At 61.4% G+C, this 15215-nt stretch carries 13 protein-coding genes; 8 read left to right on the top strand and 5 right to left on the bottom strand.

Features of this window, described 5'->3' with window-relative positions:
• Window positions 1-41 precede the first annotated feature (41 nt).
• Together Q1A32_RS00480 and Q1A32_RS00475 are read right to left on the bottom strand one after the other, a co-directional pair.
• Window positions 42-821 (bottom strand): universal stress protein, encoded by a 780-nt coding sequence (locus tag Q1A32_RS00480; RefSeq protein WP_299648052.1) that lies wholly within the window; start codon window positions 819-821, stop codon window positions 42-44.
• 119 nt (window positions 822-940) lie between these two features.
• Window positions 941-1714, bottom strand: coding sequence for a helix-turn-helix domain-containing protein (locus Q1A32_RS00475; protein ID WP_299648049.1), 774 nt, complete (start codon window positions 1712-1714; stop codon window positions 941-943).
• 107 nt (window positions 1715-1821) lie between these two features.
• Here Q1A32_RS00475 and Q1A32_RS00470 point away from each other — a divergent pair, with 107 nt between their 5' ends.
• The 5 genes from Q1A32_RS00470 (at window position 1822) to Q1A32_RS00450 (ending at window position 6236) form a co-directional block, all read left to right on the top strand.
• Window positions 1822-2247: a hypothetical protein gene (locus tag Q1A32_RS00470; protein WP_299610654.1), complete on the top strand. Its 426-nt coding sequence runs from the start codon at window positions 1822-1824 to the stop codon at window positions 2245-2247.
• Between the two features lie 69 nt (window positions 2248-2316).
• Window positions 2317-3354: an endonuclease/exonuclease/phosphatase family protein gene (locus Q1A32_RS00465; protein ID WP_299648046.1), complete on the top strand. Its 1038-nt coding sequence runs from the start codon at window positions 2317-2319 to the stop codon at window positions 3352-3354.
• 106 nt (window positions 3355-3460) lie between these two features.
• Window positions 3461-4543: a histidinol-phosphate transaminase gene (hisC, locus tag Q1A32_RS00460; RefSeq protein WP_299648043.1), complete on the top strand. Its 1083-nt coding sequence runs from the start codon at window positions 3461-3463 to the stop codon at window positions 4541-4543.
• The gene (locus tag Q1A32_RS00455) at window positions 4537-5457 is read left to right on the top strand and encodes a prephenate/arogenate dehydrogenase family protein (RefSeq protein WP_299652696.1); all 921 of its coding nucleotides are present in this window, start codon (window positions 4537-4539) and stop codon (window positions 5455-5457) included. Before hisC ends, Q1A32_RS00455 begins: the two co-directional genes overlap by 7 nt.
• Window positions 5454-6236 (top strand): extensin family protein, encoded by a 783-nt coding sequence (locus tag Q1A32_RS00450; RefSeq protein WP_299648040.1) that lies wholly within the window; start codon window positions 5454-5456, stop codon window positions 6234-6236. The genes Q1A32_RS00455 and Q1A32_RS00450 overlap by 4 nt, the downstream gene beginning before the upstream one ends.
• 95 nt (window positions 6237-6331) lie before the next feature.
• Here Q1A32_RS00450 and Q1A32_RS00445 read toward each other — a convergent pair whose 3' ends face one another.
• Window positions 6332-7330, bottom strand: coding sequence for a DUF2125 domain-containing protein (locus Q1A32_RS00445; protein ID WP_299648037.1), 999 nt, complete (start codon window positions 7328-7330; stop codon window positions 6332-6334).
• 65 nt (window positions 7331-7395) lie between these two features.
• Here Q1A32_RS00445 and Q1A32_RS00440 point away from each other — a divergent pair, with 65 nt between their 5' ends.
• From Q1A32_RS00440 to Q1A32_RS00430, 3 genes are all read left to right on the top strand, one after another.
• Window positions 7396-7926, top strand: coding sequence for a gamma-glutamylcyclotransferase (locus tag Q1A32_RS00440; protein WP_299648034.1), 531 nt, complete (start codon window positions 7396-7398; stop codon window positions 7924-7926).
• A 73-nt stretch (window positions 7927-7999) separates the two neighbouring features.
• Complete coding sequence (locus Q1A32_RS00435; RefSeq protein ID WP_299610672.1) at window positions 8000-9205, top strand: biopolymer transporter ExbB; 1206 nt, start codon at window positions 8000-8002, stop codon at window positions 9203-9205.
• A 2-nt stretch (window positions 9206-9207) separates the two neighbouring features.
• Entirely contained in the window at window positions 9208-11691 is a 2484-nt protein-coding gene (locus Q1A32_RS00430; RefSeq protein WP_299648031.1) for a peptidoglycan -binding protein, read from the top strand.
• A 75-nt stretch (window positions 11692-11766) separates the two neighbouring features.
• Here the strand turns inward: Q1A32_RS00430 and Q1A32_RS00425 are convergent, their stop codons facing one another.
• Together Q1A32_RS00425 and clpA are read right to left on the bottom strand one after the other, a co-directional pair.
• Window positions 11767-12738 carry a M23 family metallopeptidase gene (locus Q1A32_RS00425; RefSeq protein ID WP_299648028.1) on the bottom strand — a complete coding sequence of 324 codons (972 nt, stop codon included), beginning with the start codon at window positions 12736-12738 and terminating at the stop codon, window positions 11767-11769.
• Window positions 12738-15059: an ATP-dependent Clp protease ATP-binding subunit ClpA gene (gene clpA / locus Q1A32_RS00420; RefSeq protein ID WP_299610681.1), complete on the bottom strand. Its 2322-nt coding sequence runs from the start codon at window positions 15057-15059 to the stop codon at window positions 12738-12740. Before clpA ends, Q1A32_RS00425 begins: the two co-directional genes overlap by 1 nt.
• Window positions 15060-15215 lie beyond the last annotated feature (156 nt).

Genomic DNA, 15215 nt, shown 5'->3' with positions numbered 1-15215 from the left:
CGGTTTGAGCGTTCGGCGCGCTGGCCTGCCAAGTTGTGAGCCTATTTCCCGATCAACAGATCACAGTGCGGATTCCTGATCAGGTCAGCTGTAAATTTCCCGATGAAATAGCTGCCGCCCGTGGCCCGTGTATGTCCACCGATAGCCAGCAAATCGTAGCTGCCCTGACGCATCAGATCGTCCAATGCGTCTCGTGCCTTGGCTTCGACGAAAACGGGATCAGGCAGGTTCCTGGGAACGGGATGGACGGTTTTCCACGTGTCGAAATCCCGTCTTGCCTCTTTCCCGAAGGACGCTTCATGGGCGTGGAACAACACCAGATCGGCACCGGGCGCCACCGTGGGAAGCACTTTCAAGGCGGCTGTGCAGACAGGCGACAGGTCAATGCCACACAAGACATTGCCGTAGGGCGTATCGCCCGTCTTAGTCACCAAAAGCACGGGTATGTCGCTTGCGCGGATGAAATGCTCCATCGTCGTTTCTCTGATCTGGTCGAGAAACGTGCGCCGCCGGTGCCGACCAACGATCAGCAAGTCCGCCTTGGCTTTGGTGATGGTTGAACCGACCTCTGCAATCGGATCGCCGACGATCACATCGATGAAGTATTCAAGCGTTCGATCTCCGATATCTTCAGTGACCTGCTCAGCCAGAATGGCGCGCGCGCCCACCTGAACCTGACGTGCCAGATCATCGGGCACAGAATTGTTCACGACGTTCAAAATCGTAAGTTGTGCGTCCAAAGCGATGGCGAGATTGACGGCGCGGTGGACGGCGGGCCGCGACCGTTCGGACAAATCGCTTGCGACAACAATCGACTGCACTGTGCCTGCTCCTACGATGCCAAATCTGAAAGGTTAACGTTGATATATGGGGTTGGAACGGCGCCGCAAGATGACTGCGACAACCGATCCGCGTGCGACGTCGCATTTCGGTGCGTGGCTTAGGCGGGGGGGACATTGTCCAGCCCAATGGCCATCGTGCGCAGGGCTGCGTCGCTCTCTGCATCGGCTGGAAAATACAGCTCCACCTTCAGATCATCCAGCGCCACATCTTCGGGTGTCCCGAATTGCGCAATGGTGGCGAAGATCGACAACCGCATATGCCCAGTGTTCAGAATCGTGGGGATCACCGGGCTGGTTGGCGCGTGTTTTCGACCCGGCACCGCGCCAAGGTAATCAGCCACGCGGTCCAGAGCGGGCACGCCGCCTTGGGCCGCACTTTCCGTTCGCAACCTTTGGCAGGCGTGATGGGCGACATCAGGCCAGTTTTCGACCAACGACGGGAGGGTATCCGACATCATCAAGTCCAGCAGACTGCCGCCGAGGTCCAACCCCATCGTGCCAAAAAGCAGTTTGGCGGGACCGTTCATGTTGATCACCGTCCATAGCTTGTCGACCGCCACTGCAGGGTAAGGGCTGTGGGCCTGCAGCATGTGGCCCACGGCGGCCCGGATCGGCGCCATGTCTACATCGTCCCACGCCCGCGCCGGATAGCGCGCGGCAAAGCCCGCATGGGTCAGCATCTGGTTGCGGGCGTCCAGCGGCAAGGTCAGTGCATCGCTGAGCCGTCCGATCATGTCCCGGCTTGGCTGCGCCCGTCCGCTTTCCAGAAACGAGATGTGGCGGGCAGACACATCCGCCTCGCCCGCAAGGTCAAGCTGGCTGAAGCGCCGCGCCTTGCGCCATGTGCGAAGGGTGCCGGGGAAATCTGTCATGCAACCAGCCTAGCGCTGTCCCGTGGCCCAATCCATTACCTGCGAGGTAATTGATTGGCTGCATCTGTGCGCTGTACCTCTGTGTCGTAGCAGCAATGGAGGGGCACATGACCCACGATTTTCACAAATTCTGGCTCAGGATCACGGCTGTCGTCATCGCATCCTTTGCGCCGATCATGTTTTTGGGCAGCATGGTGTCAACGTCCGCGCCCTTGCAGTTTACGGTTGATCTGTTGGGCCTGCCTCTGGACGGTTTGCCCCGTTATGGCGACCCGGCCAGCCGCTTTCTGGCGGCCATCATGGGCGGGCTTCTGCTGGGTTGGGGCGCGACGATCTGGTGCCTGCAGGCATGGGTCTACGACGCCGCCCCCGATGGCGTGCGGCGCAGCGTCGTGACGGCGCTGTGTCTGTGGTTTGCCTTGGACAGCGCGGGGTCGATCCTGTCGGGCCATGCGTCCAACGTGCTGTTCAACATCGGCATTCTGCTGATGGCCGTGGGACCGATGTGGCGCCCTGCGCAGGTGACCGCATGATTTTCCATCCCTGAAATGCGCAACTTGTGGTAGCCTCCGGCCATTGATTTACGTGAATTGGAGACTGCCATGGGCGCGCGCGACATTTCCTTTGCGAGCTTCAACCTTCTGAACCTGCAAACCCCCGGTGATGCCATTTACGGCGACACTGATGGGTGGGACCCCATCATTTACCAGCGCAAGGTGGACTATACCGCGTCGGTCATTGGGCGTTTGGATGCAGATGTGGTGGGCCTGCAAGAGCTGTGGGCCGCACCCGCGCTGGATCAGGTTCTGATCGAGGCGGGGATGGACGGGGACTTCACGGCGCTTGTTCCCCCCGACCACGAAGGCGACAAGATTGTCTGTGCCGCCGCCGTGCGTAACGGAATGCTGGTGGGGGATCCGGAATGGATTGTCGACTTTCCCGATGAATACGAGCTGAAAACCGGGGGCGATGATCCGCAACAGGATTTCCTTGAGGTCTCCCTGAGCACCTTTTCCCGGCCCGTCCTGCACTTTCAGGTGCAGCCAGATGACCGGACCCCCGTCATCCATGTCTTTGTCTGTCATTTCAAATCCCGCCGTCCGACACAGATCTGGCGCGAGCGGAGCTGGTACGAAAAGGACGTGCATGGCCCCCATGTGAATGCATTGGGCTATGCCATCTCTACCGTGCGCCGCACGGCGGAGGCCGCAGCATTGCGCGTCATCATCACCAAGCTGGTGAAGAAGACGGACACGCCCGTTGTGGTGATTGGCGACATGAACGACGGCAAGGACAGCAACACGCTGAACATCCTGTCCGAGCAGCCCACATACCTGTCGCCCCTGTCCTCGGGCGGTGGGGACAACGCGCTGTATACCGCGCAGACGATGCAGGAATACCGGTCGGTGCGCGACGTCTATTACACCCATGTCTACAAAGGGCAGCGCGAAAGTCTGGACCACATCTTGTTCAGTCAGGAATTCTACGACAACTCCAAGCGCCGCAAATGGGCCTTTGACGAGATGGTTGTGCAGAACGACCACCTCAACCACGACGACCACAAGGAAAGTGGCACGAACGACCACGGTGTGATCCGGGTGGGGTTCAAGTGGAAGCCTGCGCCGGACGCGTCGAGTTGAGCGATACCGGTGGCTGCCTGCCTGTTGGCGAATAAGGCGCGCACTTTTGCCTCTGGCCACTCCTGCCATGCCCCCCTAAAACCTCTCTGAGATACGGAGAGGACCAATGGCACGCATCACACCGCAACCCGGCATCATGGACATCGCGCTCTATCAGGGCGGGGCGTCGCATTTGGCCGGTGTGGAGAAGGTGCTGAAGCTGTCGTCGAACGAAAACCCGGCGGGCCCGCCGCCCTCGGCCATTGCTGCTTTGCAAGAAGCGGCGACCGGCATGCACCTTTACCCGTCAACCGACCACGCGGCGCTGCGCACTGCCATCGCCGAGGTGTGGGGCGTGGACGCCGACCGCGTGATCTGCGGAGTTGGCAGCGACGAGGTTCTGCAATTTGTGACCCAGGCCTTCTCGGGACCGGGGGATGAGATCATCCACACGGCCCACGGGTTTTCCATGTATCCGATCCTTGCCAATATGGCCGGGGCCACGCCGGTGTGTGTGCCCGAGCACGAGCGGGTGGTGGATGTGGATGCGATCCTTGGTGCCGTGACCGAACGGACGCGTATCGTGCTTTTGACGAACCCGGGCAACCCAACCGGCACACGTTTGCCGGACAGTGAGATTGTGCGGTTGGCGGATGCGTTGCCTGCCCATGTGATCCTTGTGATTGACGGGGCTTATACCGAATATGCAGACGGGTATGATGGCGGGCTGTCTTTGGCTGAAACTCGGCCCAACGTGTTGATGACGCGCACCTTTTCCAAGATTTATGGCCTCGGCGGTCTGCGTGTTGGCTGGGGCTATGGCCCCAAGGACATGATCGACGTGATGACGCGTATTCGCCAGCCTTTCAACCTGTCGACTGTTGCCCTCAGCGCGGCGGAGGCAGCCGTGCGCGACACCAAATGGGTCGAGGATTGCGCAGCGTTGAACGCTGATCAACGGGCGCGTCTGACCGGGGCGCTGCGGCAATTGGGACTGGCCTGTGACGACAGCGACACGAACTTTGTGCTGGCCCGCGCGGCTTCTGTGGTCGAAGCAGATGCGGCAGAGGCGGCACTGAATGCAGACGGCATCTTGGTTCGGCGGGTCGCGGGCTATGGCTTCCCCGAAGGTATCCGCATCACCGTCGGCAATGCTGACCAAACGGGGCGCGTGATCGCCGCCCTCACCGAATGGCGGAATGTATCGTGAGCGTCATCTACGACAAGATCACCTTTATCGGCTTGGGTTTGATTGCGGGGTCGATGGCTTGGGCCACGCAGCGGGCGGGCGCGGCCACGACGATCAGCGGCTACGCCCGGTCAGAGGCGACGCGTGAGACTACCCGGCGCTTGGGCTTTTGTGATGTGGTCACGGACACGGCGGCAGAAGCCGTTGCGGACGCTGACCTTGTGGTACTGGCCGTACCTGTTGGCGCGATGGGATCGGTGATGGCGGAGATCAAAGGCGCGCTGAAGCCCGGTGCCACGGTGATCGACGTAGGTTCTGTCAAACAAGCGGTGTTCGATGCGGTGCTGCCGCACCTGCCCGAAGGCGTACACTTCGTCGGCACGCACCCCATGGCCGGGACCGAACACAGCGGACCGGAGAGCGGCTTTGCCGAGCTGTACGACAACCGCTGGACCTTGGTTGTCACGCCCGAGGGCGAGGACGACAGCGCGGTGTCGAAGGTGGAACAATACTGGAAGGCCCTCGGTGCGATGACGGACCGGATGGAGGTGCAGCACCACGACCGTGTCTGCGCCGTGGTCAGCCACATTCCGCACCTTATCGCCTACACGATGGTGGGCGTTGCCGACGATCTGCGCCGGGTGACGGACAGCGAAGTGATCAAGTTCTCTGCCGCCGGGTTTCGGGATTTCACCCGGATTGCGGCGAGTGATCCGACCATGTGGCGCGATGTGTTCCTGACCAACAAGGACGCAACGCTCGAAATTCTGGGCCGCTTCACGGAGGAGTTGTTCGCGCTGCAGCGGGCCATCCGCACGGGCGACGGCGACCATCTGTTCGACTATTTCACGCGCACGCGCGCCATCCGCCGCGGAATCATCGAAGCGGGTCAGGACACCGACGCGCCCGACTTTGGCCGGGGGGGGACCCGGTGAGGGCGCTTGCGCTCAGCCTGATGATAATCGCGGGGGTGGCGGCCGCCGCACCGGAGAGCTCCAAACGTCCCGTCGCGCGTGCGGGTACCGACGCGCGCAACGTGGTGCGCGAGGCTGCTGTGGCGCCGGTCGTCCCAACGGTTGTTTCTGCGCTGCCACAAGCAGCCGTTTTGCCGGAACGCGCCACGTCGCTGCGCCCCTTCCTGCGCCCAAAGGCCGTGGTCGAGAAAGCCATGGCGCGCAGGGCAGAACGCCAGCGTGGGCAAGTATGTGGCGATCCGGACCTGCAAGGCGACGTGGTGGGTTTTGTGCCCGGACGCATCAACGGCTGCGGGATTTCCGAGGCGGTGCGTGTGCGCTCAGTCTCGGGCGTGACGCTGAGCCAGTCAGCGTTGATGGATTGTACAACCGCCAAAGCCTTGAAAAAATGGACGGAAAGTGGGGCCAAGCCCGCGCTACGCAACACGGGCGGCGGGCTGGCCAGCTACCGCGTGGCCGCGCACTACGCTTGCCGCACCCGCAACAACCAACGCGGCGCGCGCATATCGGAACATGGCAAGGGGCGGGCCATTGATATCTCCGGATTTCAGCTCAAGGATGGCACATCGCTTACCGTGCTGAACGACTGGAATTCGCGTCACCGCCGTGCCTTGCGGTCGATGCACAAGTCCGCCTGCGGGCCGTTTGGCACCGTGTTGGGCCCAAATTCCGACCGGTTCCACCGTGACCACTTCCATTTTGACACAGCACGCTATCGCGGTGGGCCTTACTGCAAGTGACCTGAACGCCCGGGCTTTGTCGTTGGCATCGTCATTCGAACCGATGGTGCGGACATGCGAGCCCCCTGATGTTTTCTGTCGGAAACAACAGCAGATCAGCGCAGGATCAGACGTGGTGTTGGGGCCAGCGGGATAAAGCCAAGCCGGATTGCACCGTCTCTGAGAGCAAGTTCAACGTCCAACGTGTCCGCACCGCCCGAGGCATTGGCGAGCGCTTGGAGAATACCCTCGGCCTGACCGCGCAACTGGGCGGGCAGCATGCCGGCATTTTCTGCAAGATCCAGCATCGTGCGCCAGTTTTCGGCCTGAATGGCGACTGTCCCCGCGGGGACACCTGAGGTATCCACCGTCAGGTCAGCGCTGAGGTTGAATTGCAGATCGCCCCAGATCGCTTCGACCAGATGCAGGTCTATGACGCGCGGCTGGGGGCGGCGGTCGTCCAATGCGCGGCGATCCCATGGCTGATCGAATGTGATATCTGCACTCAGCTGCAGGCTGTCGAAAGAGCGTGGAAAGGTCTCGGGCAGACGCAGGCCGCGCCGCGCCGCGTCACCGGGGGTGAACGTGCTGGCCGACGCCGTCAGCGCATATTGCGCGCCTTCGGTCTGAACCATGGTCAGGGTTAAGTCGTCGGCTTGCGCTTGAACACCAATCGCGTCGCTGACCTGCCATGGGCCAGCCGTCCATCCCAGTGCCTCCAGCTCAAGCGCCGTGCCCGGATGCAGGTTCAGGGCCATGACGCCGTCCGCCATCGTCAGGGTGGACCGGCCCAGAGGGGAGGCGATGAGGATCGGTTCATCGTCCAATGCCACGGTGACATCGCCGGGCCACCACGCAGGGGCGGAGATATCAAGCGCATCGGTCTGGATTGCCAGCCCAGCCTGCGGATCGGCCAACGCCACGTCGCGCAAACCTGCCTGTAATGTCACTGGAAATCCGCCGCCCTGCACCTCGCGCAGTTCGGCCTGCCAGCCCTCGGCGGCACGCGCGTCGAACCAGCCTTGCACCCCGCCACGCAGGCCGGTCGAGGCGGCCCACCACCAGCCGCACCATGCCAGTACAGCAAGTGCGATGATCCACATCACTTTGCGCATGCGCACCCTTTCCCTTTGTCGCCAAATCGGGTCTACCCCACCGCGCAGCAAAAGGACCAGTGACAATGAGCATGTGGGTGTTTGGCTATGGCAGCCTGCTTTGGAACCCGGGGTTCGAAGTGGCGGAGCAGGTGCGGGGTACGTTGCCGGGCTGGGCGCGATCATTCTGCATGCGATCCATCCATCACCGGGGGTCCGAGATCGAGCCGGGGCTGGTACTGGCGCTGGATGCCGCCGCACATGCGGCTTGCGATGGCGTGGCGCTGCGTGTGGCACCGGGGACCGAAGAAACAACGCTGGCCTACCTGCGCGAGCGCGAGTTGATCTCGTCTGCGTATCTGGAAAAGATGCTGCATGTAGACCTGAGCGACAACCGCCGGGTCGAGGCGGTGACATACGTGATCGACCCCGATCATGTGCAATATTGCGGTGGCCTGCCCTTGGAAGAACAGGCGCAGATCATCGCTCATGCCCATGGCGGCCGGGGACCGAACAGTGAATATCTCTACAACACCGCGCAACACCTGACCGACATGGGGGTCGCGGACCCTGACCTTGATTGGCTGTCACGCCGCGTTGCAGCAATTCTGGCATAAATCCTTGGCGCTTTTGCACAAAAGCCGATAGATTGCGGCGAAAGCAAAACAGAGCAGGGGTCAGGAGCCAAAAATGGCACAGACCACACCCGAGGCGCAGCCGCACTTTTCGCAACCGGTTCAACAGATCTTTGCCATGGTCTTTGTGCTGGGCCTGTCGCTGTTTGGCGCCATCATTGCCTTGCCCCGCGTGCTGCCGGTGTTTCAGGCGAACCCGTATCTGAACGGCTTTATCGTCTTGGTCTTCATCATCGGGGTGATCGCCTGTTTCTGGCAGGTGTTCTCGCTGATCTCGTCCGTGAAATGGATCGAAGAGTTTGCCAGTGATCGGGCCGATGCCCAGACCAAAGCGCCGCAGCTTCTGGCGTCGCTTGCGTCGCTGTTGCGGTCGCGCGGGGCGCGGATGCAGCTTTCGGCCACGTCCACGCGGTCCATTCTGGATTCCGTAGCGACCCGGATCGACGAGGTGCGGGATATCACGCGCTATATCGTCAATATGCTGATTTTCTTGGGCCTTTTGGGGACATTCTATGGCCTGGCAACAACGGTTCCGGCGGTCGTCGATACGATCCGTAGCCTTGCGCCGCAGGAAGGCGAAGGCGGGGTCGAGGTATTCAACCGGCTGATGACAGGGCTTGAGGCGCAATTGGGCGGCATGGGCGTCGCCTTTGCCTCGTCCCTGCTGGGCCTTGCCGGGTCGTTGATCGTGGGCTTGCTCGAACTCTTTGCCGGTCGGGGTCAGAACCGGTTTTACCGCGAGCTTGAGGAGTGGCTCAGTTCCATCACCCGCGTCGGCCTGTCCGATGGCGAAGGCGGCAATGATCAAAGTGCGATGGCAGGTGTGATCGATCATCTGGCTGAACAGATGGAAAGCCTGCAAACCATGTTCACCCAGTCCGATATCAGCCGGTCCATGGTGGATGAAAAGCTGGGCAATCTGGCGGATTCCGTGGACCGGATGACGACCCGATTGGAAGCACAGGGCGGCGGCAATGATGCGCTGAACCGCGTGGCCGAAGGGCAGGACCGGTTGATCGAGGTGATCGAACGGCAAGGCACAGTCGACGGGATCGACGCGGAAAGTCGGATGCGGTTGCGGTCCATCGACGTGCAGATGTTGCGCATTCTGGAAGAGATCAGCGCGGGCCGGCAGGAAAGCATGGCCGAACTGCGGACCGACATCTCGGCCCTTGCCAGGGCATTGAGCCAGCCGCGCGGACAAGGGCGCAAGTCCGGCCAACCCGGAAACCGCCAAGGCCAATCCACAGGAGATAGCTGACCATGGCGCTGTCACGACGCACAGGGCAACGGTTCCAGGCGTCGATCTGGCCCGGTTTCGTGGACGCGATGACAGGTCTGCTGCTGGTGCTGATGTTCGTTCTCACCATCTTCATGATCGTCCAGTTTGTCCTGCGTGAGACGATCACGGGTCAGGAAACGGAACTGGACGCCTTGGCGGGGGAAGTGGCCGCTTTGGCCCAAGCCTTGGGGTTGGAAGAGCGTCGGGCAAATGAACTGGACACGCGCCTGTCGGCCCTGAACACGACGTTGTCTGACACCCGGTCTCAGCTTGATGTTCAGGCCGCAACGATCGCCGCGTTGACGGCGGAGCGTGACGCGCAAGACACCGCCTTGGCACAGGCAGAAACACGTATCACCAGCTTCGAAGCACAGGTCGCAGCCTTGATCGCTGACCGCGATACGGCTTTGAACACCGTGGCCGGGCTTGAGGCGGAACAAACGCGCCTCTTGTCGGAACAAGAGGCTTTGAACCTTGCGCTTGCTGCAGCGCGGGATGAGGTCGATGTTCAAGAAGAGGCTGCGCGCTTGGCGGTGGCGCGGACGGATGCCTTACAAGCGCTGATCGCTGATCTGCGCAGCCGCAATGCGGACAGCGCCGATCAGGCCGCAGCCCTGCAGGCTGATCTTGATACGGCGCAAGAAGCGTTGACGGCAGAGGAAGCGGCCCGGTTGGCCGAAGCGGCTGCGGCCGAAGCGCTGCGGGATCGTCTGGAAAACGCGGATGCGGAATTGACGGCCATGACCCTTGCACTGGAAGCCCAGCGTCAAGAGGCGGAGGATACTCTGACCTTGCTGGCGGCGGCCCGAGCGGCAGAGGAGAACCTGACCGACCGCCTTGCGGTGGCGTTGCTTGCCGCTGAGACATCCAGCGGATCGGCGGAGGCTGCACAGGCCCGGGTCGAGAACCTTGAGGCACAGCTTTCCTCTGCCTTATCTGCGGTTGAAGCGACAAGGTCGGAAAACTCGGCCCTGATGTCGGAACGCGCCAGCCTGGAGGATCAACTTGCGGCGGCGTTGCTGAATGCCGAAGGAGGGGCCGTCGCTGCGGCTGATCTTGAGGAGCAATTGGCCCGTGCACTGTCTGCATTGGACAGCTCAACCGCGAATGCCGCGACGTTGCAGGCCCGTCTGAGCGCGGCGGAGGAAGCTCTGGACGGCCGGACATCGACCACGGCAGCCTTGCAGACTGAATTGACGCAGGCGCAGGCCGACGTGGCGACAGCACAGGCGCGCGCGTCCGAGTTGGAAGCGCAATTGGCAGATGCACGCGGCGCGCGCGAGGCATCAGCGACAGATTTGGCGGCACTGCAAGCGCGGATGACCTCTGTTGAAGCCCGGTTGGCGGCGTCGAACCTCGATCTTTCTGAAGTGCGCGATCGGCTCGCTGCGGCTGTTGCGGCACGTACGGCGGCAGAAACCGAGCTTTCTGCGCAAGAGGTCGATCTGACTGCCTTGCGCACCCAATTGGCGACGGCCATTGCGGCCCGCGACGCAGCCCTTGTCGACGCGCAGGCCGCGGGCAGCAGCAATGCGGATGTGCGTGACCAGTTGGCCGCAGCCCTTGCCGCCAGGCTGGCGGCAGAGAACGCGCTGGAGAACGTGGATGGGGACACGCAAGAATTGAGGGCTGCTTTGGCGGCGGCCCTTGCTGAGAAAACAGCCGCAGAGGACGCTTTGGAGACACAGTCGTCCGAGGCGCAAGAGCGCGCGGCGCTTTTGGCTGCGGCGCGTGACGCGCTCAGCTCGGAAGAGGCCGCCACATTGGAGGCGCAACGCCAGACCGAACTTTTGAACCAGCAGGTGGCCAGTTTGCGCACGCAATTGGGGCAGTTGCAGGCCCTTTTGGATGATGCGGTTGCGCGGGATGCTGCGAACGAGGTGCAGTTGAGCACGCTGGGGCGTGATCTGAACACGGCATTGGCACGGGCGGCCCTGGAGGAACGGCGGCGGCGCGAACTGGAAGAGGAAGAGCGCAAGCGGCTTGAAGCGCAGGCGCAGGATCTGGAGCGGTATCGTTCGGAATTCTTCGGGCAGTTGCGTGACGTACTGGGCGCACAAGAGGGCGTCCGGATCGTGGGTGACCGCTTTGTCTTTTCTTCCGAAGTCCTGTTCCCGCCGGGAGGGGCTCAGTTGTCGATCGCAGGGGAAAGTGAGATTGCCAATATCGCGGGTATCTTGCGCGGTATCGCCGACGATATCCCGGATGGCATTGATTGGGTGCTGCAGGTCGATGGGCACACCGACAACGTTCCGCTATCAGGGCAGGGCGAATTCGCCGACAATTGGGAACTGAGCCAGGCGCGTGCCTTGTCGGTGGTGCGCTACATGGTGGACTTCCTCGGCCTGCCACCGGGCCGGTTGTCGGCCAACGGGTTCGGTCAATATCAGCCTATCAATCCCGAAGATACCGTTGACGCTCGGGCGCAGAACAGGCGTATTGAGCTGAAATTCACCGAGAAGTAAGCGGCGCACCACAGGTACGCCTTAAAGTTTTGCCAGCGCTCAGATCTGGCGGGACTTGCGCAGGTCACCTGCGCCTTACTGGACAATCGTTGTGTTCTGGACCCGGCTGATTTCCCGCTGTCCGCGGCGCAAGACAACTGTGCCGGTGTACTGTCCTGCAGGCCAACCAGCTGTTGTGCGTTTCTTGCCAAGAGCGCGAAAAAATTGCGCCTGATTGCGCTCAATCTCCACCTCGTCATCGATCAAGGTGCCGTCCGGGCCGTCGATGCGCAGCTGCAACCTGTCGCCCGCCTTGCCACCAAAAGCATAGCCGTAAACGACAATCGCGGGAGCGTCTGGCGGCAGCAGCGCAACGGTAGCAGTGCCCGCCTTGATGTCGTTGAAATCCGGCACACTGTCGGCAAACCCCACTTCCAAAACCCCGCCTGGGCGGTAGGGCGGGGGTGTGTCCCACAGCGTTTCTGTGCTGGGTGCCCCGCATTGCACATCCCCATCAGGGTCGAAGGGATCGATGACGTCTCCATCCTTGCGCACCGTCATGTGAACATGTGGAAATTGTGTACGTCCCGACAGTCCGACCTGTCCCAAAACGCTGGACGCTTCCACCAGATCGCCCTGCGCCACGGCGATACTGCCGCGTTTCAGGTGACAATACTGAGTGCTCCAGCCGTCGCCATGCTCGATCAGCACGCCGTTCCCGCAGTCGCGGCCATCAATGCGTTCGGCGTCACCGGTCCGGTAGAGACGGTCATCCATCCCGTCACGGGTGCCCTGCACAGTTCCAGGCGCGGCTGCGATCACATCCACGCCGCGCCGCATCTGTTCTATGGAACGGAGTGCGAAATCGGTGCCTTGATGCGTGTCGTAGCTCAGGTTGGAACAGCGGAAATCCATCGCCTGTCGCGATCGGTCGTGATCCACATATTGCTGGATGAAACATTCCGTGCCCAGATCGCAATCAATGGGCACGTTCAATACGATATCCCCCGCCACGAGCGATGTCGCGGCGAGGGATGTTGTCAAAGCGGCAATGGCTGCCGCCCGCATTAGTCAGCGGTCAGAAGCGGTGGCTTGTCGCCCGAAATACGGGGGCTGTCCGGGCCAGAGAGCTTGAGATCAAGCTCGCCATTCTTGACACCCACGCGGACAACGCCGCCCTTCATCAGCTTGCCAAAGAGCAACTCTTCGGCCAGCGGTTTCTTGATATGCTCCTGGATCACGCGGCCAAGGGGGCGTGCGCCCATCTTGTCGTCGTAGCCCTTGTCGGCCAGCCATTCGGCGGCAGGCTTGGTCAACTCGATGGTCACGTTGCGATCCATCAGCTGCGCTTCGAGCTGCAATACGAACTTTTCGACCACAGACAGGATTGTATCCTTGCCCAGCGGCGCAAAGCTGATCACCGCATCCAGACGGTTGCGGAATTCCGGCGTGAACGTGCGTTCGATGGCTGCCGTATCTTCGCCCTCGCGCCGGTCGCGACCAAAGCCAATCGCGGCTTTCGCCATATCCGCCGCACCTGCGTTCGATGTCATGATCAGGATCACGTTGCGGAAATCCACTGTCCGACCGTTGTGATCGGTCAGCTTGCCGTGGTCCATCACCTGCAACAGGATGTTGTAGACGTCCGGGTGTGCTTTCTCCATCTCGTCGAGCAGGAGCACACAGTGCGGATGTTGGTCGACACCGTCGGTCAGCATGCCACCCTGATCAAACCCAACATAGCCTGGAGGGGCACCGATCAGGCGACTAACCGCATGTTTCTCCATGTACTCCGACATGTCGAAGCGCAGCATTTCCACACCCAGCGTGTCCGCCAGTTGTTTGGCCACCTCGGTTTTACCGACACCGGTTGGACCCGCGAAAAGGTAGTTGCCGATGGGTTTCTCAGGTTCGCGCAATCCGGCACGTGCCAGCTTGATGGCCGAAGACAATGCCTCGATCGCGTTGTCCTGACCGAACACCACGCGTTTCAGCGACGCCTCCAGATCTTTCAGAGTCTCCGCATCGTCCTTGGACACGTTTTTCGGAGGAATGCGGGCAATTTTCGCCACGACATTCTCGATCTCCTTGGTGCCGATGGTCTTGCGACGCTTGGCGGCGGCGACAAGGTGTTGGGCAGCGCCCGCCTCGTCGATCACGTCGATGGCGCTGTCGGGCAGTTTGCGGTCGTTGATGTACCGGCTCGCCAATTCGACCGACGTTTTGATCGCGTCGGAGGTGTATTTGACGCCGTGGTGATCCTCGAAATAGGGTTTCAGGCCCTTGAGGATCTTCGTGGCATCTTCCACCGACGGCTCGTTCACGTCGATTTTCTGGAACCGCCGGCTCAGCGCGCGGTCCTTTTCGAAATGCTGACGGAATTCCTTGTAGGTGGTCGAGCCCATGGTGCGCAGCTTGCCGCCCTGCAAGGCAGGTTTCAGCAGGTTGGATGCGTCCATCGCACCGCCTGACGTGGCACCGGCACCGATCACAGTGTGAATCTCGTCGATGAAGAGAACAGCATCCTTATGCTCTTCCAGTTCAGTCACGACAGCTTTCAAGCGTTCCTCGAAATCGCCACGGTACCGCGTGCCAGCCAAGAGCGCGCCCATATCAAGCGAGTAGATTGTAGTTCCAGACAGCACCTCGGGCGTTTCGCCCGCAACGATCTTGCGCGCGAGCCCCTCCGCAATGGCGGTCTTGCCCACACCGGGATCGCCCACCAAAAGCGGGTTGTTCTTGCGGCGGCGGCACAGCACTTGAATACAGCGCTCCACCTCGGCCGAACGCCCGATCAGTGGGTCGATGTCGCCCTCGCGCGATTTCTCATTGAGGTCCACGCAATACTTGGCCAGCGCGCTTTCCTTCTTCTCACCCTCGGTGATGCCTTGCGGCTCCTCCTCGGACTCAGGTGCGCCGGACACAGGCCGCGCCTCGCCAAAGGCGGGGTCCTTGGCAACGCCGTGCGCAATGAAGTTCACAGCGTCATAGCGTGTCATATCCTGCTCTTGCAGGAAGTAGGCTGCGTTCGACTCACGCTCCGCAAAGATGGCAACCAGAACGTTGGCACCGGTTACTTCCGTGCGGCCCGAAGACTGCACGTGAATCGCGGCGCGTTGGATCACGCGTTGGAAGGCAGCGGTGGGGACGGCTTCGGAGCCGTCGATATCGGTGACAAGGTTCGACAGGTCATCATCCACAAACTCTTCGAGCGTGCCGCGCAACTCGTCAATGTCGACCGAACACGCCTGCATGACGCGGCGTGCATCGGGTTCATCGACCAGTGAAAGCAACAAATGCTCGAGGGTTGCGAATTCGTGCCGGCGTTCGTTGGCCAGCGCAAGCGCCTGATGAATGGATTTTTCCAGTGTCGTCGAGAATGAAGGCACGGCTTGTGCTCCTTTCGATCGGGGTCGGGTGGGGGGGCTCAAGGAATGTCGAGGCCCCGTACCAACCATGGCCTCATGTGTTTAAGTTTGGTTGAAGATCGCGCGGCTTCAAGGCTTTTCTTTGCCTTGACCCTCACATTATGCGTGAGAAACGTT

This window comes from uncultured Tateyamaria sp., from assembly GCF_947503415.1.
GTDB lineage: Bacteria > Pseudomonadota > Alphaproteobacteria > Rhodobacterales > Rhodobacteraceae > Tateyamaria.
Note: the sequence above shows the minus strand (reverse complement) of the source record. Positions and strands in the feature narration are given on the sequence as shown.